We start from the raw sequence: 21,565 nt of genomic DNA on the forward strand, positions 1-21,565 counted from the left end.
CGCCCGGAGATCTCTGAGTCGCGCTGTCACTCGTCCGGGTGGGGTCGTCGCCTGCCGCGGAGCGGGACGACATTCGGGTCTGGCTGGGCGAGTGCTTCTCTCAGTTGCTGGTTCTCCAAGGTGACCTGGTTGAGGGCCCGGATGAGGGCAGGGACGTCTGCTCGGAGCTGATCGAGTTCCTTGTTCTTGTTAGCGATCGTCGTTTTGAGCTTCACGATGTTCCGCCGGAGACGGACTTCGACGTCCAGAGCCGCCCCTCGTTCTTTGAGCCGTTCGTAGAATTCCTTCTTCAGGTCGAGATGCCGCTGGGTCAGGGCATTTCTTGGAACACCGGCTTCCTGGGCCAGCGCAACGATCGTGAGGGCGCCGTTCGAGGACTCCGGGGTGCCGTTCAAGATCCGGTCCATCGCCTTGCGGATGCGCTCGCGCTCGTCGAGGGCGGGGGCCATGCAGCAGTCTCCTGGAGTGTGATCCGGGTGCGGTCGGTGGTGATCGGCGATGGCGCGGAGGATGTTGGCGTTGGTCCGCAGCCTGTCCCCGACCGGTTGCGGGGTAACGGGGGCACGTTTGTCGATGATGTCCGCGCGCTGGCGAAGCCGGGCCGCGTGCTGGTCGGTGCGGACGACGTTGCCGCAGCCGGGAACGCAGTGGTCCAGGCTCGGGGTGTCCTTGACCTCGTCGCGGTGGCAGAGGGCCTGTTCGCGCCGGTAGTGGCATAGCACGAGGGCCTGGGGATTGTCGTAGATCATCGCGTCCTCGTTCGCCAGGAGGCGGCGGGCGGTGGTCGCGGTGATGGCGGTTCCGGTGAACAGGGCGGCACTGGTGGCGGTGGTGATGGCGCGTCGGGCGGCGGGCCCGGAGACGCCTTCGCCCGCTTCGAGGCTTTCATGGAGCTCGGAGACGGTGTCGGCAACGGCGAGGACGGTCTCCATGTCGATGAGTTCGTGGATGCCGTCGCGGCTGCGGGAGGCGTACCCCTCGGAGACGAAGGTCGTCCGCAAGTGCCCGTACTGGATGGCGAGAGCGACGAGATCGTTAGGCCGCCGGGCGATATGCCAGGCCAATGACCTGCGAAATCGCTCAGTTCCGACGTTGCCGTGAGGGTCGGGAGGGATGATCTCTCCGGTGATTCCCTGGGCCTCGGCCTCGGTGTTCGACCATGCGATGAAGTCCTCGATCCGGGTCCGGATGGCACTGTTCTTGAGGGAGCCCGTGTCGGTTCGCTGGCATTGGTCGTGTGCGTCGTGGTCAAGCAGGAGGTGTCCGGCGGGGACCATCCGTTCCAGAACACGTATGGAGCGGACGACGGGAGTGATGGCCACCCAGGGGACGTCGCGTTCAGCGCCAGAGGCCGCGTAGTTGCCGTCCTCGTCGGTCGCGGTCTTGTATTCATGACCGCGGATAAGGTGCCGGCCGACGGTCCCGTCCGGGCCCGGGACGGGGTCCGGGCAGCAGCCGGAGCGGAGGCCGAGAATTTCATCGGGGCGCATTCCGGTCAAAAAGGCCAAAACGATGAACGCGGCTGTTCCGAGATGCCGGCGGAGGCTCGCGACTTCGTTGAAGTCGATCTTCTCGCGCCATGGCTGCCCATCGACCAGACCGGTCACCGAAACATCCAGGGGGCAGGGGCCTGGCCGCAGGCCGACTGTGGCGACCAGGTCGTGCCGCTGGACGGCCCATTCGAGATCGCGCCGGGAGGCTCCGGTGACGCCGCTGATGTACTGCCGGGCCAGACTCGGCTTCCCCTGGTTCATCGAGCTCGGCAAGGGAGAGTGATCGTTCAGGAGCGGGGTCAGGTGGGCCATGAGGGCGTCCCGTCCGGCCGGGGTGGTCGGGTTGGTGCGGGCGGCTTCGACGAGTCGTTGGCTCTCGTCCCAGGCTCCGAGGATGTCGTCGGCGAAGTCGTCGATCATGCGGATCGCCCGGACGAGCAGAGGCCCCATGGTCTGTTCGGCCAGGGGCTCGTTGTCGTTCTCCCCGCCGGTGGTGGAGGTCGCGGACGGCAGGTAGTCGTCCGCCCCGAGCTCGTCCCAAGGTGGCCGGGCGATGCCGGTGGGCCGGGCGGAGAGCTGGTCGAAGGCCCACAACCGCGTCAGGGCTGCGAGCCACTTCTTCACGTACTCACGGCCGGTGTACTTGTCGCGCAGGTGCATGCCGTACTCGTGCAAGACCGCGACGTCGCAGTCCGCGAGGGTGGTGATGCCTTGCTTGGTCAGCCATGTCGCGAAGTGCGACCACCATCTCACCGTGTCGACGGTGCCGACCGGGCTGAGTCGGGACCGCAGGCGGTTGCCGCGGGCCTTGAGATGAGTGGGCCGCAGCTGCCCGTTGATCATGTTCCAGGCGATCAGCCGCACTTCGTCCTGGAAGACGACCGGGCAGTTCCGCCAGTGGACTGCGAGTTTGCTCGCGCTGGGCTTGTCGGTGAGCGGAGCCATCAGCCAGACCGGGTCCGCGTAAGCGCTGTTGAGGTGTGCGTGGGCGACGACGAGAGCCGTCGGGATGACGGGCGAGGTCGGAAGGGGCAGCGGCAGGAGGTAGGGATCGAGTTCGGGGGCGGTGGTCACGTATCGAGGCTTCCGGTCAGCAGGAGATCGATCAGTTCGCGGTCGGCGTCTGTGACCCTGGCCAGCCCCTGAGCCCAAGGGCCGTCGCCGAGCTTGCGCTTGAGGTCTTCGAGACGGGCATGGGGATCGCCCCAGTCCTCTTGCCATGTGGGCGGGGGCAGCACGGAGCGCAGGTTGGTCAGCGCCTCATGAAGGTGGACGAGGCGCGGGTGGTGCCCTGGGTGGACGCTGGCGTTTTCGCAGCCCAGACACATCAGGAACGAGGCACCGCAGCCGCCGTCCGGCGCCGGGTAGGGCCCGTTGTCGAAGTCGGAGCAGTCCGCTGTCGCGGTCTCGACGTCGCCGGGTGCCGGCTCGTCGCGCAGTTGCGCCACCAGCACCGCGGCGCGAGCCCGGCGCTCGGCGTCCTCGGCGCCGGCCGCGATCACCTCGACCACCCCGCCCTGGACGCGTTTGTCGACCAGCGCGTACTTGCGGTCGTGGGTGTCCTGGCTGTGCTGGGTCGGTTCGCGCCGGTCCACCGTGACCACGGTCCGCCGGCCCCGCTGGAACGGGGAGCCGGGAAACCCCTGGGCCTGGGCCCATTCCTTGGCGGCGTCGGTGTGAACACCGAACTCGAAGAACCCGACCGACGGCTGCCGGTCCTGGTCCTTGCGGAGGTGTGAACGATCGGGGCGGTTCGAGCGCCAGACGACCATCAGGTCGGTGCCCGGAGCGAGTCCCTCGACGAGAGTGCGGGCAAAGCGGGTGGCCTCCAGGGCCTGGGTGATCAGCCGCCCCCGCGAGTCGGCCCCGTGGTCGGTGACGTTCCGCGTCTCGTAGTAGCGGCCGGCACCGCGCTTTCGCTTCTCCACCGGGACGCGGTAGGTGGGATTCTGAGCTTCCCCCGCTGTGCGGGAGGTGCTGATCAGCAGGTCGGGATGGGTTGATGGGTGTTCAGGTTCGTTCGTTCGGTCGTTGCCTGCTCGGCGTAGTACTTTTCCTCGTACTCGATCGGGCTGAGGTATCCGAGCCGTTTTTGGATGCGGCGGGGGTTGTTAGAAGCCGTCGATGTACTCGAAGAGTGCGAGGTTGGCTTCGGCCCTGGTGGTGAAGGTGCGGCCGCGGATGCCCTCGGTTTTGATCGTGGACCACAGGTTCTTGGCGAGGGCGTTGTCGAAGCTGTCGCCGATCGATCCCATAGATGCCTCAATGCCCGCTCTGAGCGGGCGTGTTGTGAGTTTGATGGACGTGTATTGACAGCCGTGATCGGCGTGGTGAATGAGTGTGCCGGGCTCGACCTCGCGGGATGCGAGCGCGTACTCCAGCACGGTGAGCACCAGGTCCGCGTCGGCGTGGGCGGAGGTCTCCCAGGCGACCACCCGGCGGGAGAAGGCGTCGCGGATCGCGGAGAGCCACAGGGGCCCCTCGCCGGTGGGGATCATGGTCAGGTCGGTGACCCACAACCGGTTCGGTGCCGGCGCGGTGAAGTCCCTGCCCACCAGGTCCGGGGCCAAGGTAGCCTTCGGATCCCGGCGCGTGAACCCCTTGCGCCGAGGGCTCACGCCCGCCAGACCGTCCTCGCGCATCAGGCGCTCGACCCGCTTGCGGCCGACGTGGACGCCCTTGCGTTTGAGGACGGCGTGTACACGGGGAGAGCCGTAGATCCCACCGGAGTCCGTGTGAATCTTGCGGATCTGCTCGGTCAGCTCGACGTCGCGACGTTTGCGCTCGCACGGTTCCCTCTCGGCTCGACGCCAGCGGTAGTAGGTGGCGGAAAGGACGGAGATCTCCCGGAGTACGGGCTCGACCCCCAGATGCGGATGCTCATCGATGAGCTCCATCACCTGGGCCGGGTCGGGTCGAGCTGGCCGGCGAAAAAAGCGCTGGCGGTCCGCAGGATCTCATTCGCGCGGCGCAGTTCCTTCACCTCCCGCCGCAACTGCGCAAGCTCTTCCTTCTCCTCGGTGGTCAGCGGGTCCTCCCGCTCACCACGGTCAGCCTCGGTGTCCCTCCCCTCGTAGCGTGGAGTCCGTGATTGCAGGGGAAGTTGGGGTTCATGGGGTCCAAGCAACGGACGTACACGCCTGAGTTTCGTGAGGGTGCTGTACGCATTGTGATCGAGACGGGCAGGTCGATCCCGGAGGTCGCCGAGGAGCTCGGCGTCCACTCCGGCACGCTGCACAGCTGGGTGTCGCGGTGGCGGCGCAACGGGTCGGCGTCGTCCGACCGGCCGGCCGAGCCCGCGCCGGGTGGACGGATGCGCGAGGCCGAGCGCGCCGAGCTGGAGCGGCTGCGGCGGGAGATGTCGGAGAAGAACAAGCGGATACGCGAGCTGGAGATGGAGCGTGATGTCCTCAAGCGATGCATGGTCCTCTGGGTGAAGTGACCGAGACGGACCCGGCCACTCTGGCCGCGTTCATCGGTAACCAGAGGACCGAGCACCGCGTCCCGCACCGTCTGGCCTGCCAGGTTCTGGGGGTGTCGGAGTCCTGGTTCTACAAGTGGCGCGTCAGACCCACCACCGCGCGTGAGGTCCGGCGCGGACAGTTGGCCGACGCGATCACGGGGATCTTCGAGGGCTCCGGCGGCACCTACGGTTCCCCGAAGGTCTGGCTCGTCCTGGTCCGCGCGGGCTGGCGGGTCTCGGTGAACACCATCGCCCGTCTGATGGCCCAACTCGGCCTGGCCGGACGGAAGGTCCGCAGCCGGCGCGGGCTGACCCGGCCCGGCAAACGGCCGGCGGCCCCGGACTTCGTGCGCCGGGACTTCACCGCGGACGCTCCGGACCAGGTGTGGTGCGGTGACATGACCGAGATCACCACCGGTGAGGGCAAGCTCTACCTGGCCACCGTCATCGACCTGTTCTCACGTCGACTGCTCGGCTACGCGATGAGTGCCCGCCATGACGCCGAACTGGTCGTGGCCTCCTTGAACATGGCCGCGGCCACCCGCGGCGGTGATGTGAAGGGCGTGATCTTTCACAGCGACCGCGGCAGCGAATACGTCTCCTGGCGCTTTCGCCGGGCCTGTCGCCGCCTGGGCGTGACCCAGTCCATGGGCCGCGTCGGGTCGTGTTTCGACAACGCCGTCAGCGAGGCGTTCAACAGCGTGCTCAAGGTCGAGTATGTCCACCGGCACACGTTCGCCACCCGCACCGAGGCTCGGCTGCGGATCGCGACCTGGATCACCGGCTTCTACAACACGCACCGACTACACAGCGTGTGTGGGTATCAGAGTCCGATCGACTACGAGCACGACCATCGCACCAACTCCACCTTGGAGCTGGTCGCTTAGAAGATCTCCACAGTTCGAGGGGATTGACACCGCCCCGAGTTCATCCAGGACCGCGCGGTGCAGCCGACGCCACAGGCCGGCCTCGGTCCACGCGGCGAATCGGCGGTGCGCGGTGGCGGGTGAGACGCCGAACGTCTCAGGTAGGTGCCGCCAAGCACAACCACTGGTCAGGACATACACGACCGCCGTGAACACAGCCCGCTCATCGCGCGGAGCGGTCCCGCCACCCTGCGGACGGGCTTTGAACGACGGCAACAACGGGACAGCCAGTTCCCACAGACCGTCAGGAACCAGCCGCTGCGACAGATCGACACCCACAACCGACAATGATGCCGCAGATCAGCCCATCACCACGTGAGACATCCTCTTAGTCAAATGTATGCAAAATTCCGTCCTGGGTAACCTCAGCCTCGCAGTGCCCTCACTCGTTCTCCGGCGTGACGGCATTTACCATTCCGGCGTTCAATCAACCGTCGGCATTGGAGGCGAGTAGAGTATGACTGCTTTCGACCCCGAGGCAGAGCTCGAAAAGCTTGGCATCTCCATCCAATATCTTCAACTCCAAGATATCCTCGCTGCCTGGGACGCCGAGCGAAGCGCGGTCTACTGCAGCGTCGACTTGCGCCCTGTGCACAAGCGCGGCGCTCTTTGTCACGAGCTGGCTCACATTACCCTGGGGCACCAGCGCTGTGCGCACTTCGACGACAGTGTCACTGCCTTGGAGACCGTCACGCAAGAACGAGCCGCCGAAATGTGGGCCGCACGGCAGCTCATCAGTACCGTCGAGCTTGCTATCGCTCAAGAGTCCGGCCTCTCGTGCACCACAATCGCTAGAGAGTTTGGGGTAACGGAGCGTATGTACCGAGCACGACTGCTCGCACATACAGAAGACGAGCGGCGCTGGCTCGGGGGCACGGTGTCGACGTAAGGGGGGAACGCGCGGGGCATCTCCGTGGTTGGGCAGGACACCACAACGAGCCTGACCAGCGGAGAGGCCCCAGGTGTTCGCCTAAGAGGACGTCTCACGTGGTGACTTTTGCGAGTCTCTTGTAGTAGGTCAGGGTGGCCGCCAGGCCGAGGAAGGCGAGGAAATGGGAGCCCTTCCGCTCGTATCGGACGGTGAGGCGGCGGTAGCCGAACAGCCAGCGAGGGCACACGCGTGGGCCGCAAGCGGGTCGAGCGCCTGATGCGCGAGGCCGACCTGGCGGGCATCAGCCCGCGCCGCACAGGCTTCACGCGCCGGGATCCGAAGGCCACACTCGCCCCGGACCTGGTCAACCGGGACTTCACCGCACCGGCGCCGAACCGGCTGTGGGTCACCGACCTGACGATGATCTCGACCGGCGAGGGCCCGCTGTGGCTGTCGGCGATCCGGGACGCGTTCTCCCGCCGGGTGGTGGCCTGGGAGACCTCCGCCCGCGCGGACGCCGACCTGGTCCTGACCACGCTGGAGTACGCCCTCGCGTCCCGCGAGGTCGAGCCCGGCAAGCTCATCCACCATGCCGACCACGGCTGTCAGTACACATCCATCAAGCTCACAACTCGCCTGCTGCGGGCAGGAGTTGACGCGTCCATGGGCTCCGTCGGGGACAGCTACGACAACGCCCTCGCGGAGAACCTGTGGATGCTGATCAAGACCGAGTGCGTGCGCGGCCGCGTCTTCGCCACACGTGCCGAGGCGAACCTCGCGCTCTTCGAGTACACAGACGGCTTCTATAACTCCCGCCGCACCCAGGAACGACTCGGCTTCCTCAGCCCGATCGAATTCGAGGAGAAGTACTACGCCGAGCAGGCAACGGCCGAACGAGCGAACCTGAAACCCCGTCAACCCCTCCTGACCAGCTGATCAGCGCCTCCCGAACGACGGGGGAACCTCAACGTCGTTGGCTTGGTTCTCCATGTGTGGGTGTTGTCGCCATAGCGCCTGAAGTCCGCCGGGCCCAGGGACGACTGAAAAGGCCACTCCGCACCGGTCCTCGAAGGCGTCAGCGTGCAGGTCCGAGATCGGCAACCCCGCCTTCATCAAGGTGATCACCATCTCGATCGCCAAATGGCGACGACCCTCTGGCACTCCGGAGTCGGTGACCACCGCCCGGTCCAGAGCATTCAGGGCTTTCGCCTGCCACAGGTCATCGGTCGGGCTGTTGGTGGACGGCTCGGTCATGGTGGTGCTCCTGCGCGTGGGATTGCCTACCTCAGGGTCAGCCTGCCCACGTTCTCCCGCCAACATCGTCCAGTAGCCCCTTTCGGGCACACCTCGCCATAATGATAGTTACCAAGTATCATTCGCTCATGCTGTATCGGATGCCCCGCCTCGCCGCCGTCGACCGTCGGGTTCTGAACCAGATCGATTCCCTCCGGGAGGAGCTGCGCCATGCGGTGCAGCAGGTGCCGACGAAGTGGACGGCCGATCTGCGCAAGGCGCTAACAGCCAGTGCGATCGCCGCGTCCAACACCATCGAGGGCTACCGGGTCGACGCCAAGGACGTCGCCGATCTGATGGACGGCGAACGCGACGCGGTGGACGCCAGCGAGGAGGACAAGGCCGAGACGCTGGCCTACCAGCAGGCCATGACCTACATCCAGTCCCTGCACGACGCGACCGACTTCCGCTACAGCAAGGAACTCCTCAACGCGCTGCACTGGATGCTGCAGGGCCACCACCACCCGCTGCGCACAGCCGGCCAGTGGCGGCGCACCGCGATCCGCATCACCGCCCCCGGGGACGAGCTGGCCACCGACTACGAGGGCCCAGACATTGAACTGCTGCCGGCCCTGACAGAGGAGCTGGTGGACTGGCTCAACGACGGGGACCTCGACGCCCACGTGCTGGTGCGGGCAGCGATGGCACACCTGAACCTGGTGAAGATCCACCCCTGGTCGGACGGGAACGGCCGGATGTCCCGCTCCCTGCAGACCCTGGTGATCGCCCGCGGCGGCGTGCTGGCACCGGAGTTCTCCAGCATCGAGGAGTGGCTGGGCATGCCGGGCAACACCTGGGAGTACTACAAAACGCTGCGCGAGGTCGGCGGCCCCGTCTACTCGCCCGAGCGCGACACCGGACCATGGCTTCGGTTCAACCTGCTCGCCTACCACCAGCAGACCCAGCGGGTACAGCGCCGTGTCGAGCGGTCCAACGAGTGCTGGCTGCAGCTGATGGAGGCCGCCGACGGCCTCGGGATCACCGAACGGCAGATCACCGCGCTGCACGAGGTGGCAATGGTGGGCCGGGTGCGTCGCTCGCGCTATGAGAAGGCCGAGGCCCTCAACACCCAGCAGGCCACAAGGGACTTGCAGGCGCTGACGAAGGCAGGGCTGCTGACCGCTGTGGGCCAGACCAAGGCTCGCCACTACATCGCCGGCCCCCGCTTCCCAGCAAACGTCCTGGCTACCGCGCAGCGCACGCACACCATCGCCGACCCCTACGACTCCTAACAGCCCTGACGTACGGGGCCCGTGCCAGCCTGCCGTGATCCACCCTGACCTGTTCGTGGAGGAACAGTGCGTTCGCCATCCCTTCCCTCGTCGCCGTTACCGGATCCGGCCGACGACTGGCCCCACTGGGTCCTGGCCACCCACGTACTCCCCGCCGCCGTGCGCGGCGCGGTGCCCCAGCAGCGCCCCGTGGTGGTGTTCGTCGCCGGGCAGCCGGGCAGCGGCAAGACGTTGGTGGCCGACCTGGTGCAGGCGGCGTTGAACCGGCGGGGCGGCGCGGTGCGGGTGGATCACGATGAGTACAAGGCCATGCACCCCCACTACCAGGACTATCTCAGCGAGGATGTCCGCACTGCAGGGTCCGGGTGCGGCCCGAGACGTACCGGTGGCAGGCGGACGTCGAGGCTGTCAATCCCCTCGAACTGTGGAGATCTTCTAAGCGACCAGCTCCAAGGTGGAGTTGGTGCGATGGTCGTGCTCGTAGTCGATCGGACTCTGATACCCACACACGCTGTGTAGTCGGTGCGTGTTGTAGAAGCCGGTGGTCCAGGTCGCGATCCGCAGCCGAGCCTCGGTGCGGGTGGCGAACGTGTGCCGGTGGACATACTCGACCTTGAGCACGCTGTTGAACGCCTCGCTGACGGCGTTGTCGAAACACGACCCGACGCGGCCCATGGACTGGGTCACGCCCAGGCGGCGACAGGCCCGGCGAAAGCGCCAGGAGACGTATTCGCTGCCGCGGTCGCTGTGAAAGATCACGCCCTTCACATCACCGCCGCGGGTGGCCGCGGCCATGTTCAAGGAGGCCACGACCAGTTCGGCGTCATGGCGGGCACTCATCGCGTAGCCGAGCAGTCGACGTGAGAACAGGTCGATGACGGTGGCCAGGTAGAGCTTGCCCTCACCGGTGGTGATCTCGGTCATGTCACCGCACCACACCTGGTCCGGAGCGTCCGCGGTGAAGTCCCGGCGCACGAAGTCCGGGGCCGCCGGCCGTTTGCCGGGCCGGGTCAGCCCGCGCCGGCTGCGGACCTTCCGTCCGGCCAGGCCGAGTTGGGCCATCAGACGGGCGATGGTGTTCACCGAGACCCGCCAGCCCGCGCGGACCAGGACGAGCCAGACCTTCGGGGAACCGTAGGTGCCGCCGGAGCCCTCGAAGATCCCCGTGATCGCGTCGGCCAACTGTCCGCGCCGGACCTCACGCGCGGTGGTGGGTCTGACGCGCCACTTGTAGAACCAGGACTCCGACACCCCCAGAACCTGGCAGGCCAGACGGTGCGGGACGCGGTGCTCGGTCCTCTGGTTACCGATGAACGCGGCCAGAGTGGCCGGGTCCGTCTCGGTCACTTCACCCAGAGGACCATGCATCGCTTGAGGACATCACGCTCCATCTCCAGCTCGCGTATCCGCTTGTTCTTCTCCGACATCTCCCGCCGCAGCCGCTCCAGCTCGGCGCGCTCGGCCTCGCGCATCCGTCCACCCGGCGCGGGCTCGGCCGGCCGGTCGGACGACGCCGACCCGTTGCGCCGCCACCGCGACACCCAGCTGTGCAGCGTGCCGGAGTGGACGCCGAGCTCCTCGGCGACCTCCGGGATCGACCTGCCCGTCTCGATCACAATGCGTACAGCACCCTCACGAAACTCAGGCGTGTACGTCCGTTGCTTGGACCCCATGAACCCCAACTTCCCCTGCAATCACGGACTCCACGCTACGAGGGGAGGGACACACCCGAACAGCAATAGCCGACAACGTCGTAAAGCGTTCCCTTTGAGGCGGGGTAGGTGCCTGGAGAGGTACCCGCTGGAACCTTCCTGTCCGGGCGGGCCTGTGACGACACTGTGGTGTGGTCCGGTCGTGTGCTGCGGCCGGACCACACCACGAGCACGGGCGGCTTCAACTCCTCCGAAGCTGCGGGGACGATCCGCTCAGGCTGCCGGTTACAGAAGTCTCGCAGTCACTTTCACCCACAACTCTCCCAACGCAGCCGACCGGACAGACATCTCCCTCGGTTGTCCAGCACCGCTAAGGAGGCGAGGAAACAATGGCAGCCAGCCTCGAATCAAACGGCCTGTCCATCAGGGTTACCGTCGATAAGGTCCCTCCCGATGACTCCGACGCCGGAATCTCCGTCAATTTCGACGACGAAAGAGGCCCGGAGGGTGACCATGTAGTCCACGCCGAGGTAACCGAATTCGACGGGATCTACAAGGCCTACGCCCAGTACACCTACCCCGCCTCCGGCACGTACTCCATCGTCGCCACGGGCCTGGAAACCGGCACCCAAGCCACCGCCGAATGCATCGTGGTTGCTACACCTGCCGCCCCGACGATCACTGAGCCGCCCGCAGGCAACACCGGGCGCAGGCCTCAGATCACGGGAACCTGTGTGGCCGGTGCGACCGTGACCGTGGCAACGACCACCGGAACGATCACCCCCGCCACCGTCACTCCCGGCGGCACCGCCACCACCTGGACACTCCAGCCCACCACAGACCTGGCAGTCGGCGCGCACAGCCTGACCGCCACCCAGACCGTCCCCGGCAGCGACCCCTCCCCAGCCTCCACCCCGCGTGCGATCACCGTGGTTGCTACACCTGCCGCCCCGACGATCACTGAGCCGCCCGCAGGCAACACCGGGCGCAGGCCTCAGATCACGGGAACCTGTGTGGCCGGTGCGACCGTGACCGTGGCAACGACCAACGGAACGATCACCCCCGCCACCGTCACTCCCGGCGGCACCGCCACCACCTGGACACTCCAGCCCACCACAGACCTGGCAGTCGGCGCGCACAGCCTGACCGCCACCCAGACCGTCCCCGGCAGCGACCCCTCCCCAGCCTCCACCCCGCGTGCGATCACCGTGGTTGCTACACCTGCCGCCCCGACGATCACTGAGCCGCCCGCAGGCAACACCGGGCGCAGGCCTCAGATCACGGGAACCTGTGTGGCCGGTGCGACCGTGACCGTGGCAACGACCAACGGAACGATCACCCCCGCCACCGTCACTCCCGGCGGCACCGCCACCACCTGGACACTCCAGCCCACCACAGACCTGGCAGTCGGCGCGCACAGCCTGACCGCCACCCAGACCGTCCCCGGCAGCGACCCCTCCCCAGCCTCCACCCCGCGTGCGATCACCGTGGTTGCTACACCTGCCGCCCCGACGATCACTGAGCCGCCCGCAGGCAACACCGGGCGCAGGCCTCAGATCACGGGAACCTGTGTGGCCGGTGCGACCGTGACCGTGGCAACGACCAACGGAACGATCACCCCCGCCACCGTCACTCCCGGCGGCACCGCCACCACCTGGACACTCCAGCCCACCACAGACCTGGCAGTCGGCGCGCACAGCCTGACCGCCACCCAGACCGTCCCCGGCAGCGACCCCTCCCCAGCCTCCACCCCCCTCACCATCACCGTCCCTCCTGCCCGCCTCGTCGTCTGGGGACGGGGCGCGGACCAGCTCACCCCGGCCCCTACAGAGGAGGGCTTCACCCAGGTCGCCTGCACAGGCACCGGCTACAGATTCTACGATCATCAGGTGGCGGTGGCGATTGACAAGGACGGCAAACTGCACGTCTGGGGACAGGGCGCGGACCAGCTCGCTGAGGCCCCTACAGAGGGGGGCTTCACTCAGGTCACCTGCAACTACAGCGGCGGCGGCACCTATCCTCGGGTGGCGGTGGCGATTGACAAGGACGGCAAACTGCACGTCTGGGGACGGGGCGCGGGCGAGCTCACCCCGGCCCCTTCAGAGGGGGGCTTCACCCAGGTCGCCTGCACAGGCACCGGCGTCGGCACCGGCACCCATCCTAAAGTGGCGGTGGCGATTGACAAGGACGGCAAACTGCGCGTCTGGGGACAGGGCGCGGACCAGCTCACCCCGGCCCCTACAGAGGGGGGCTTCACCCAGGTCGCCTGCGCAGGCTACGGCGGCGACGACTATCCTCAGGTGGCGGTGGCGATTGACAAGGACGGCAAACTGCGCGTCTGGGGACGGGGCGCGGACCAGCTCACCCCGGCCCCTTCAGAGGGGGGCTTCACCCAGGTCGCCTGCGCAGGCACCGGCGGCACCTCTCTTCAGGTGGCGGTGGCGATTGACAAGGACGGCAAACTGCACGTCTGGGGACGGGGCGCGGACCAGCTCACCCCGGCCCCTACAGAGGGGGGCTTCACCCAGGTCACCTGCAGCGCCACCGGCCTTAACGTGGCGGTGGCGATTGACAAGGACGGCAAACTGCGCGTCTGGGGACAGGGCGCGGACCAGCTCACCCCGGCCCCTACAGAGGGGGGCTTCACCCAGGTCGCCTGCACAGGCCACGCCGGCGACACCTATCCTCAGGTGGCGGTGGCCCTTTAGAAGCCGTTGTCTTTCCGGATGTGAGCGTTGAGTTTCCGCTGTTCAGGCATGGTTTCGGTGTCGCTGCGGGAGAGTTCGGGCGATCAGTCAGTTCTCGGTGATGTGGAGATGTCCGATGCCGTCGGTGATGGGGTTGCTGGAGGAGCGGGAGGCGGTTGCCCGGGTGCGGGCGGAGGAGCTTCGCGTCGAGCTGGAGCGGATCGCTGCTGAACTCGCGGATGCAGAGGCGGTGTTGGAACGGCGGGTGATCGCCCGGACGGAACTCGCCGAGGCCCTGGCTGGTGAGGGCGAGGAGGCGCAGGCGCCTGATGCCGGTGTGTGCGAGGCGCCTTCCGTGAGCGAGAAGGCCCCAGCTCCGGTGGTGGGTCCGTCGTGCCACGCTGGCACGAGGCGGCGGCGGTGGACGCGCTCGCGGTGGACTACCGGCGGTCGTCGGAGGGTGTACACCAGAGTGTGTGAGTGGGGGATGATTGCTCCTATTTGGTTCCGGTTCCTGCCCTGAACGGAAAGTGACGCATAGTGATATCGAGGCAGGAATCTGAGGCGGTCCGCAGCGAGGCCGCGGAGCGGGCGACGCGGGCGTTGTCGCCGAGGCGATCGACGCGCTGATCGCGGACGCGAAGGACTCCGGGATTGCGCTGGACGGGCGGGACGGTCTGCTGCAGCAGATGATGAAGCAGGTCATCGAGCGGGCCCTGCAGGCCGAGCTGAGCGATCACCTCGGCTACGAGGCAGGCGATCCGGCCGGGCGTGGCAGCGGGAACAACCGCAACGGCTCGTATCCGAAGACGGTGACCACCACGGCCGGTCCGGTGGAGATCGAGGTGCCGCGGGACCGCCGGGGCGAGTACGAGCCGAAGGTCGTGCCCAAGGGCACGCAGCGGCTGGGGCAGGTCGACGAGATGATCCTGTCGCTGTACGCGCGCGGGATGACCACCCGCGACATCACCGCCCACCTGTATGAGGTCTACGGAGCCGAGGTGTCCCCGGCACTCGTCTCGAAGGTGACCGACGTGATCACCGACGAGGTCACCGGCTGGCAGAACCGTCCGCTCGACGAGTGCTACCCGATCCTCTACATCGACGCGATCGCATCAAGGTCCGTGACAACGGACACGTCGTCAACAAGGCCGCCCACCTGGTCATCGGCGTCGACACCGACGGCATCAAGAACGTCCTGGGCATCTGGCTCCAGGACGGTGAGGGCGCGAAGTTCTGGCTCCACGTCCTGACCCAGCTCAAGCACCGCGGCCTCACGGACGCGCTCATCCTCTGTTGCGACGGCTTGAGGGGGCTGCCCGAGGCGATCGAGGCCGTCTAGCCCCAGGCCATCACCCAGACCTGTGTCGTTCACTGAAGCCGTCAAGAAACAACGCGTTGCTTCGCGGAAACGATCTCGTTGATGTGGTATGCGCATATCCGACGAGGTCCGCGGCCAGTTGGCGCGACGGTTCGACGTTCTGCTCCCGCATCTGAACGAGCGTCAGCGGCGTCTGGCGCTGGCGGCCGAGGCCCGGCTGCTCGGGCATGGAGGCGTCGGTGTGGTTGCGCGGATAGCCGAGGTCAGCGAGACGACTGTCCGCAAGGGCGTGTTCGAACTCGAAGCCGGAGTCGACCCGCTGCCTGAGGGACGTGTCCGGCGTCCTGGCGGCGGGCGGATGCGGGCCGAGGCCGTCGACCCTCGGCTGGTTCCGGCGCTGATGGCGCTGGTCGAGCCGGACGAGCGCGGTGATCCGATGTCGCCGTTGCGCTGGACGGCGAAGTCGCTGCGGCACCTGGCCACCGAGTTGTCCCGGCAAGGGCATCGGGTGACCGCGCCCACGGTGGGCCGGATGCTCAAAGAGCAGGGATTCAGCCTGCAGGGCACCGCCAAGACCCTGGAAGGCGACCAACACCCGGACCGGGACGCGCAGTTCCGCTATATCAACGAGCAGGTCAAACAGCACCAGGCCGCGGGCGAGCCGGTGATCAGCGTGGACGCGAAGAAGAAGGAAGTGCGACACGATGCTGCACGAGACGAGTGAATGCGCTGGTCAGTCCTTCTGGCCCTGGTGGGGACGCCTTGCCGGCGTGAAAAGTGATCTTGGCGCCCGCTCGCCGACTCCGGTGTCTCGTTGGGACTTCAAGCCCGCAGGTCAGTCTGGTGCAGGGGCCGTCGCGGGGCCTTGCCTTGTTGCCGTAGAGCACGCCGGTCAGATTTCGCTTCCCCGTGGCCCCTTTGGGGCGGGCGCCGTCTTGGACGACGGCACTATGGAAAGGGGCGAGTGGGCATGACAGAGACGGCTGTGGAGGAGAGCGAGCAGGGCCCGGAGATGGTGGAGAGGGTCGCGGCGATCGACATCGCGAAGGCGTCGGGGTGAGGTTCCCCCGTCGTTCGGGAGGCGCTGATCAGCTGGTCAGGAGGGGTTGACGGGGTTTCAGGTTCGCTCGTTCGGCCGTTGCCTGCTCGGCGTAGTACTTCTCCTCGAATTCGATCGGGCTGGTGGCTTTATTCACGAGCCGTGACGGCGGTTGTACACGGGTTTGGGAGGCGCCCGTTTCCACGGTCGGGTGATGTTCACGAGTTTTGAAGGCAGTGGGGGGCTTGCCAGGACAGCATCGAGGTGTTCCCGGTGAAAGGCCCTGGTCATGCCGCAGATGTCGAAGGTCGAGCTGTACGCGGCGATTCGTCGGGACCACCGAGCCGGCGTGACGATGCGGGAGCTGGAGCGCAAGTACAACGTCGCCTGGCGGACGGTGCGCAAGGCCCTGGACTCGGCTTGGCCGGAGCCGCGCAAGCAGCTTCCGCCGCGGCCGTCGGCGCTTGATCCGTACAAGACGCTGATCGACGGGATCCTGCGGGCGGACCTGGGCGCGCCGCGCAAGCAGCGGCACACGGTCACCCGGATCTTCCATCGGCTGCTCGATGAGCATGGTGCGAACGTGTCCTATCCGATGGTCAGGCGCTATGTCGCCGACCGGAAGCCGCAGATCGCGGTGGAGGCGGGGAAGGCGCCCATCGAAGCGTTCGTCCCGCAGACCCACCCACCCGGCATGGAGGCGGAGGTCGACTTCGGCGACGTGGCCGTGCGGCTCGGAGGGGAGCTGGTGACCTGCTACCTGTTCTCCTTCCGCCTGTCGTATTCGGGCAAGGCCGTCCACCGGGTGTTCGCTTCCGCCGGCCAGGAAGCCTTCTTCGAGGGCCACGTGCACGCGCTGCGGACGCTGGGTGGAGTCCCGCGGGGCCGCGTCCGCTACGACAACCTCAAGGCCGCCGTCGCCCAGGTGCTGGGGCTGAGCCGGGCGAGGGTGGAAACCGACCGGTGGATCGCGTTCAGATCGCACTTCGGCATCGAGAGCTTCTACTGCCGCCCGGGCATCGACGGCGCCCACGAGAAAGGCGGTGTCGAGGGACAGATCGGCTACTTCCGCCGAAACCACTTCACCCCGGTGCCGGAAGTCTCCTCGCTGGCGGAGCTGAACGAGATGGTCGAGCAGTGGGACCTGCACGACGGCCGACGCCGGATCGGCTCTCGTTCGCAGACCATCGACGACTACTTCACCGTCGAACAGCCGCTGCTGCTGCCACTGCCGCAGGAACCTTTCGAGACCGGGCGGGTGTTCACCCCCAGGGTCGACCGCTACAGCCAGATCACCGTCCGCACCAACCGCTACTCAGTGCCGGTCCGCCTGATCGGCAAACGGGTCCGCGTCGTCCTGCACGCCTCCCACCTGGTGGTTTACGACCAGAACGTGGAAGTGGCCCGGCACGAGCGGCTGATCGCCAAGGCCAGCTGCCGCCTGGATCTGGACCACTACTTGGAGGCCCTGATCCGCAAGCCGGGCGCTTTCCCCGGCGCCACCGCCCTCGAACAAGCCCGCTCTGCAGGCAAGTTCACCCCGGTCCATGACGCCTGGTGGGATCAGGCCCGCAAAGTCCACGGCGAGCGGGACGGCACCCGAGCCCTGATCGAGGTGCTGCTGCTGGGCCGACACATCCCTCACGAGTACCTGGTCGCCGGGCTGGCCACGGCCCTGCGGGCCGGGGCTCTGACCGCGGACGCGGTCGCCCTGGAGGCCCGCAAGGCCGCCCAGGCCGAGGACGAGCCAGCTGCCCCCGGCTCGTCGGGCACCGAAGCGGGACAGCCGTCGGGGACCGTGACGTTTCTGCACGAGTGGAAGCTCGCCCACCTTCCGCCGGACACCAGGCCGCTGCCCTCGGTGACCCCCTATGACCAGTTGCTCCGACGTCGTCGCGCCAGCGGCGGCGCCCACCGAGAGGAAGAAGCCCAGTGACCCTGCCCCGCCAGCGAGGCTTGACCGAGCAGGCCGCCACCACCGCCATCGACACCGCCTGCCGCATGCTGCGGCTGCCGTCGATCCGCAAGGAGTTCGCCGACATCGCCGACCGGGCGGTGAAGGACCAGCTGACCTATCGCGGCTTCCTTGCCGAGATGCTGATGGCCGAGTGCGACGACCGGTCCCGCCGCCGCTCGGAACGCAGGATCAAGGCCGCCGGCTTCCCGAGAGAAAAGTCGCTGCGGACCTTCGACTTCGACGCCAACCCCAACATCGACGCGGCCACCATCAACACGCTCGCCAGCTGCGAGTGGATCAAGAAGGGGCAGCCGCTCTGCCTGATCGGTGACTCCGGCACCGGCAAATCGCACATGCTGATCGCCCTGGGCACCGAGGCGGCGATGAAGGGCTACCGGGTCCGCTACACGCTCGCCACGAAACTGGTGAACGAGCTGGTCGAAGCCGCCGACGAGAAGCAGCTCACCAAGACCATCGCCCGCTACGGCCGCGTCGATCTTTTGTGCATCGACGAACTCGGATACATGGAACTGGACCGGCACGGAGCCGAGTTGCTGTTCCAGGTCCTGACCGAACGCGAGGAGAAGAACAGCGTCGCCATCGCCTCCAACGAGTCGTTCGGCGGGTGGACAAAGACCTTCACCGATCCCCGTCTCTGCGCGGCCATCGTCGACCGCCTGACCTTCAACGGCGCAATCATCGAGACCGGCACCGACTCCTACCGGCTCGCTTCCACCCGGGCCCGGGTGGAAGAACCGGCCAAGGCCGGCTGACACCTGCAGGCCCCATCTCGACGGCCCGCCGCCCTCACGGGCGGCGGGCCGTCCCACGAAGTGACGTCATTTCTCGTGAACATCCACGGCCCCGCTGGCCGCTCATCGCCACCCAAACCGATGGACAAACGCTGCTGCTTGAAGTGAACGAAGCCAGGCCCGCGCACCTCGCGGACGCGGCTACCCCCGAACAACTCAAAGCCCTGCGCACAGCCCGTGCGGAGCGTGCCCGACGTCTGCGCGCCGAGGTGAAAGCCGCCGAGACGCTGCGCCGACAGCGCTTCGCCCCGGCCACCACGGCCGGGCCGGCCCAACGGCTGGGAGCCCTCACCGCCGCTCAAGCCGGGGACGAACTGGCCGCCGTCGAGCACACCGACGCCTCGAAGCTGGCGCTGCCGGACCTCATCCCGCCCGCCGCGCCCCCGGCCGACTGGCGCACACCGCCCTCCCTCGCCACCCGGACCACGCCGGACCGCCCTGTTCCGCTCCAGCCCGAACCCGTTCCCGACGGTTCGCCCAGACGAGCCGCAGACCCTGCTGAAGACGGAGACGCCTCGTGACCGTAGCCACCTACCAGTACGTCGACCTGCCCGATGCGTCCGTGGTCACCACTCGCGCTCTGCTCACCGCTCGGGAGAACATCGCCGACACGGTCGCCGCGCGGGCCATGATGTGTATCCACGGTGGCGCAGGCTTCGGCAAGACCCTCGCCGTCAACACCTGCCTGCGCGCACTCGAACCCGGCGAAGACGTCCGTAAAATCACCTTCCGGGCCCGGCCCACCGCCCGCGCGGTGCGCTACGAGTTGTTCACCGCTCTCGACCTGGCTGGTGAACCACCGCGCCACCCCAGCGAGTTCGACCGCCTGTTGAAGACCGCCCTGGCTGAACGTCCCCGCACCTTCCTGGTGGACGAGGCCCAGTGGCTCAACGGGGAGGCGTTCGAATACTTCCGCTACCTGTGGGATGAACCCTCAACCCAGCTCGCGGTCATCTTCGTCGGAGGCGAGGCCTGCCACACCGTGCTGCGCCGCGAGCCGATGCTCTCCTCCCGCATCTTCATCTGGCAGCACTTCTCCCGCCTCGCTCCCAGCGAAGTCCTCGAGGCCATCCCGCTGTTCCACCCGATCTGGGCCGACGCCGACCCTGACGACATCACCTTCGCCGACAGCCACGCCGCACACGGCAACTTCCGCGCCTGGGCCCAACTGACCGCCCACACCCGCACCGCCCTGGCCCGCACCGGACGCCCCCGCGTCGACCAGGAACTGCTGCGCTGGGCCTTCAGCCGCCTCGCCTGACCACCACACCGTCATGCCCCTCGTCGCGCCTCCGCCCATACCGCCCTGGCTGCCCACCATCCGGCGTCCGGTCGGATCACCTTGCACCCCGGCCCGGGCACCACCAGCGAAACCGGCCTCGGAGACCTGAAGTGACCCTTCGACTGCGCCTCGTCCGCGACGCTGTCCGGCACGGACATGAGCTGAACGACCCGTATGCGGACAACGCCACCGCCTTCGTCGTCACCGGCGAAGGGATGAGCCGACACCCGAGCCGGTATCCTGCCCGCGGGGCTGACGCCCTGGGCTGCGCCGACGCCCACACCACACCCGGGACACCCACACTGCCTGGAACACTGGTGGAAGGTCTTCCGGGATCAACGGACCGCTTGACGAACAACTTGACGATCCATCGAGCCGGGGTTGCCGTGTGGGGGCGAGAACCCGGTGCCGAGAGGACCCGTCCATGACCAAACGCACGACCGAGCAGCAGCGCGCCCGCGAACTCCAGCGCACCGCACGCGAGCAGGGCACACACTTCAGCTACCACGAAGCCCTCAACTGGGTACGCGCCACCGCCGAGGCGCAGGCCGAGAATCCGGGCCTGATCGCTGTTGCAGTGCCGCACGATCACTGCGTCATGCTCTTTCCCGCGGATGAGGACCCTGAGAGCATCCGCAGGGCGGTCACGCCGACTCCCGCAGCCGAAGTCGAGCTCGCCAACGAGCTCCTTCAGCGTAGGAACGCTCTGATGGACAACCACTCCAAGACGGAGATCATGACCCTGATCCTCAGGAGGTGGCGCGTTTCGCGCGCGGATCTCGCACGCTGCACCAAGCAGGAGCTCGCCAACGATCTGGTGCAGAGCGAGGACGGCCGCGAGCGTTGACAGCGGACAGCGCAAGATCCAGGTAGACGGTCATTCCGGGTCTTGGCTGGCGGACAGCTCATCTCCCTGGTGATTGGGCTATTCGAGGCAGTCCGAACATCCATTCCGAACAGATGAATCCCTCCGGGGGTTTGCTCGTGATTGCCCGATCACATATGAGCGACTCCTCCCGGAGGGATCGTGAAGAAGAATGCCAGGGAAGTGATGGAGATCTTCGAGGCGTTGGATGCCACCGAGTGCGTGTACTCGGCGGCTCAGCTGGCGGGGGTTGATCCCAAGACCGTGCGCCGGTACGCACGGATGAGGGACAGGGGGATGCCCGTCGACGGACCGATCGTCCGCCCGAAGCTGATCGACCCGTTCATGCCGAAGATCGAGGAGTGGGTCGAACGTTCGCAGGGCAAGGTCCGTGCCGACAAGCTCCACGAACGCCTGCAACTACTGGGTTTCACCGGTGATGAGCGCACGACCCGCCGGGCGGTGGCGAAGGCGAAGGAACGGTGGAAGGCCGGCCACCGCAGAACGTATCGCCCATGGATCGCTGAACCTGCGCTCTGGTGCCAATTCGACTGGGGTTGGGGACCGAAAGTGCCTGGCCCAGGCGGTGGCGAGCCCCGCCAAACGCTGTTGTTCTGCGCGTGGTTGGCGTGGTCCCGTTACCGGGTGGTGGTCCCGGCCTGGGACCGGTCG

General features: G+C 67.2%; 21 protein-coding genes and 5 pseudogenes. 16 read left to right on the top strand and 10 right to left on the bottom strand.

All coding sequences use genetic code 11. The features are described from left to right. Positions 1-26: 26 nt before the first annotated feature. From PV796_RS41830 to PV796_RS41845, 4 genes are all read right to left on the bottom strand, one after another. Complete coding sequence (locus PV796_RS41830; protein WP_274919641.1) at positions 27-2,567, bottom strand: integrase; 2,541 nt, start codon at positions 2,565-2,567, stop codon at positions 27-29. Beyond that, on the bottom strand, positions 2,564-3,421 hold the full coding sequence (locus PV796_RS41835; protein ID WP_274919642.1) for a hypothetical protein: 858 nt from the start codon (positions 3,419-3,421) through the stop codon (positions 2,564-2,566). The genes PV796_RS41830 and PV796_RS41835 overlap by 4 nt, the downstream gene beginning before the upstream one ends. A 183-nt stretch (positions 3,422-3,604) precedes the next feature. Continuing rightward, positions 3,605-4,390, bottom strand: coding sequence for an IS3 family transposase (locus PV796_RS41840; RefSeq protein ID WP_274919491.1), 786 nt, complete (start codon positions 4,388-4,390; stop codon positions 3,605-3,607). Continuing rightward, complete coding sequence (locus PV796_RS41845) at positions 4,390-4,620, bottom strand: hypothetical protein (RefSeq protein ID WP_274919643.1); 231 nt, start codon at positions 4,618-4,620, stop codon at positions 4,390-4,392. The genes PV796_RS41840 and PV796_RS41845 overlap by 1 nt, the downstream gene beginning before the upstream one ends. Here PV796_RS41845 and PV796_RS41850 point away from each other — a divergent pair. Both PV796_RS41850 and PV796_RS41855 read left to right on the top strand, forming a co-directional pair. Beyond that, positions 4,606-4,935, top strand: coding sequence for a transposase (locus PV796_RS41850; RefSeq protein ID WP_274919487.1), 330 nt, complete (start codon positions 4,606-4,608; stop codon positions 4,933-4,935). The two genes, PV796_RS41845 and PV796_RS41850, sit on opposite strands and share 15 nt — an antisense overlap. Further along, positions 4,932-5,843 (top strand): IS3 family transposase, encoded by a 912-nt coding sequence (locus tag PV796_RS41855; protein WP_274919645.1) that lies wholly within the window; start codon positions 4,932-4,934, stop codon positions 5,841-5,843. Before PV796_RS41850 ends, PV796_RS41855 begins: the two co-directional genes overlap by 4 nt. 30 nt (positions 5,844-5,873) lie before the next feature. Here the strand turns inward: PV796_RS41855 and PV796_RS41860 are convergent. Next, positions 5,874-6,161 (bottom strand): annotated as a pseudogene (locus tag PV796_RS41860) (transposase); the annotation flags it as partial. A gap of 178 nt (positions 6,162-6,339) precedes the next feature. Between PV796_RS41860 and PV796_RS42630 the strand changes: the two are divergent. Next, positions 6,340-6,771 (top strand): ImmA/IrrE family metallo-endopeptidase, encoded by a 432-nt coding sequence (locus PV796_RS42630; RefSeq protein WP_446750728.1) that lies wholly within the window; start codon positions 6,340-6,342, stop codon positions 6,769-6,771. A 94-nt stretch (positions 6,772-6,865) separates the two neighbouring features. On the opposite strand, the pseudogene PV796_RS41870 reads toward PV796_RS42630, so the two are convergent. Continuing rightward, positions 6,866-6,988, bottom strand: a pseudogene (locus tag PV796_RS41870) (IS5/IS1182 family transposase); the annotation flags it as partial. A gap of 14 nt (positions 6,989-7,002) precedes the next feature. Between PV796_RS41870 and PV796_RS41875 the strand changes: the two are divergent. Beyond that, positions 7,003-7,689, top strand: coding sequence for an IS3 family transposase (locus tag PV796_RS41875; RefSeq protein ID WP_274919647.1), 687 nt, complete (start codon positions 7,003-7,005; stop codon positions 7,687-7,689). Here PV796_RS41875 and PV796_RS41880 read toward each other — a convergent pair whose 3' ends face one another. Next, positions 7,690-8,007 (bottom strand): hypothetical protein, encoded by a 318-nt coding sequence (locus tag PV796_RS41880; protein WP_274919648.1) that lies wholly within the window; start codon positions 8,005-8,007, stop codon positions 7,690-7,692. It abuts the gene before it with no gap. A gap of 128 nt (positions 8,008-8,135) precedes the next feature. Here PV796_RS41880 and PV796_RS41885 point away from each other — a divergent pair, with 128 nt between their 5' ends. Further along, positions 8,136-9,278, top strand: a complete 1,143-nt coding sequence (locus PV796_RS41885) for a Fic family protein (RefSeq protein WP_274919649.1) — start codon at positions 8,136-8,138, stop codon at positions 9,276-9,278. A 96-nt stretch (positions 9,279-9,374) separates the two neighbouring features. On the opposite strand, the gene PV796_RS41890 is transcribed toward PV796_RS41885, so the two are convergent. Beyond that, positions 9,375-9,593, bottom strand: a complete 219-nt coding sequence (locus PV796_RS41890) for a hypothetical protein (RefSeq protein ID WP_274919680.1) — start codon at positions 9,591-9,593, stop codon at positions 9,375-9,377. On the opposite strand from PV796_RS41890, the gene PV796_RS41895 reads away from it, so the two are divergent. Continuing rightward, on the top strand, positions 9,510-9,797 hold the full coding sequence (locus PV796_RS41895) for a zeta toxin family protein (protein ID WP_274919677.1): 288 nt from the start codon (positions 9,510-9,512) through the stop codon (positions 9,795-9,797). The two genes, PV796_RS41890 and PV796_RS41895, sit on opposite strands and share 84 nt — an antisense overlap. On the opposite strand, the gene PV796_RS41900 is transcribed toward PV796_RS41895, so the two are convergent. Together PV796_RS41900 and PV796_RS41905 are read right to left on the bottom strand one after the other, a co-directional pair. Beyond that, positions 9,714-10,625: an IS3 family transposase gene (locus tag PV796_RS41900; protein ID WP_274919488.1), complete on the bottom strand. Its 912-nt coding sequence runs from the start codon at positions 10,623-10,625 to the stop codon at positions 9,714-9,716. The two genes, PV796_RS41895 and PV796_RS41900, sit on opposite strands and share 84 nt — an antisense overlap. After that, complete coding sequence (locus PV796_RS41905; RefSeq protein ID WP_274919487.1) at positions 10,622-10,951, bottom strand: transposase; 330 nt, start codon at positions 10,949-10,951, stop codon at positions 10,622-10,624. The genes PV796_RS41900 and PV796_RS41905 overlap by 4 nt, the downstream gene beginning before the upstream one ends. 368 nt (positions 10,952-11,319) lie before the next feature. On the opposite strand from PV796_RS41905, the gene PV796_RS41910 reads away from it, so the two are divergent. The 10 genes and pseudogenes from PV796_RS41910 to PV796_RS41955 all read left to right on the top strand — a co-directional run. Then, positions 11,320-13,638 carry a hypothetical protein gene (locus PV796_RS41910; protein WP_274919650.1) on the top strand — a complete coding sequence of 773 codons (2,319 nt, stop codon included), beginning with the start codon at positions 11,320-11,322 and terminating at the stop codon, positions 13,636-13,638. A 115-nt stretch (positions 13,639-13,753) separates the two neighbouring features. Further along, the gene (locus PV796_RS41915) at positions 13,754-14,140 is read left to right on the top strand and encodes a hypothetical protein (protein ID WP_274919651.1); all 387 of its coding nucleotides are present in this window, start codon (positions 13,754-13,756) and stop codon (positions 14,138-14,140) included. 94 nt (positions 14,141-14,234) lie between these two features. Further along, positions 14,235-14,956: pseudogene (locus PV796_RS41920) on the top strand (IS256 family transposase); the annotation flags it as partial. A gap of 91 nt (positions 14,957-15,047) precedes the next feature. Continuing rightward, positions 15,048-15,635 (top strand): annotated as a pseudogene (locus tag PV796_RS41925) (ISAzo13 family transposase); the annotation flags it as partial. Between the two features lie 640 nt (positions 15,636-16,275). Then, entirely contained in the window at positions 16,276-17,913 is a 1,638-nt protein-coding gene (istA, locus tag PV796_RS41930) for an IS21 family transposase (RefSeq protein ID WP_274919668.1), read from the top strand. Beyond that, entirely contained in the window at positions 17,910-18,707 is a 798-nt protein-coding gene (gene istB / locus PV796_RS41935) for an IS21-like element helper ATPase IstB (protein WP_274919652.1), read from the top strand. The genes istA and istB overlap by 4 nt, the downstream gene beginning before the upstream one ends. Positions 18,708-18,850: 143 nt before the next feature. After that, positions 18,851-19,267 (top strand): hypothetical protein, encoded by a 417-nt coding sequence (locus tag PV796_RS41940; protein ID WP_274919653.1) that lies wholly within the window; start codon positions 18,851-18,853, stop codon positions 19,265-19,267. Continuing rightward, positions 19,264-20,007: an ATP-binding protein gene (locus PV796_RS41945; RefSeq protein ID WP_274919654.1), complete on the top strand. Its 744-nt coding sequence runs from the start codon at positions 19,264-19,266 to the stop codon at positions 20,005-20,007. Before PV796_RS41940 ends, PV796_RS41945 begins: the two co-directional genes overlap by 4 nt. Before the next feature lie 445 nt (positions 20,008-20,452). Further along, entirely contained in the window at positions 20,453-20,875 is a 423-nt protein-coding gene (locus tag PV796_RS41950) for a hypothetical protein (RefSeq protein ID WP_274919655.1), read from the top strand. Positions 20,876-21,055: 180 nt separating this feature from the next. Further along, positions 21,056-21,565 (top strand): annotated as a pseudogene (locus PV796_RS41955) (IS21 family transposase); the annotation flags it as partial.

This window comes from Streptomyces sp. WZ-12, from assembly GCF_028898845.1.
Lineage (GTDB): Bacteria > Actinomycetota > Actinomycetes > Streptomycetales > Streptomycetaceae > Streptomyces.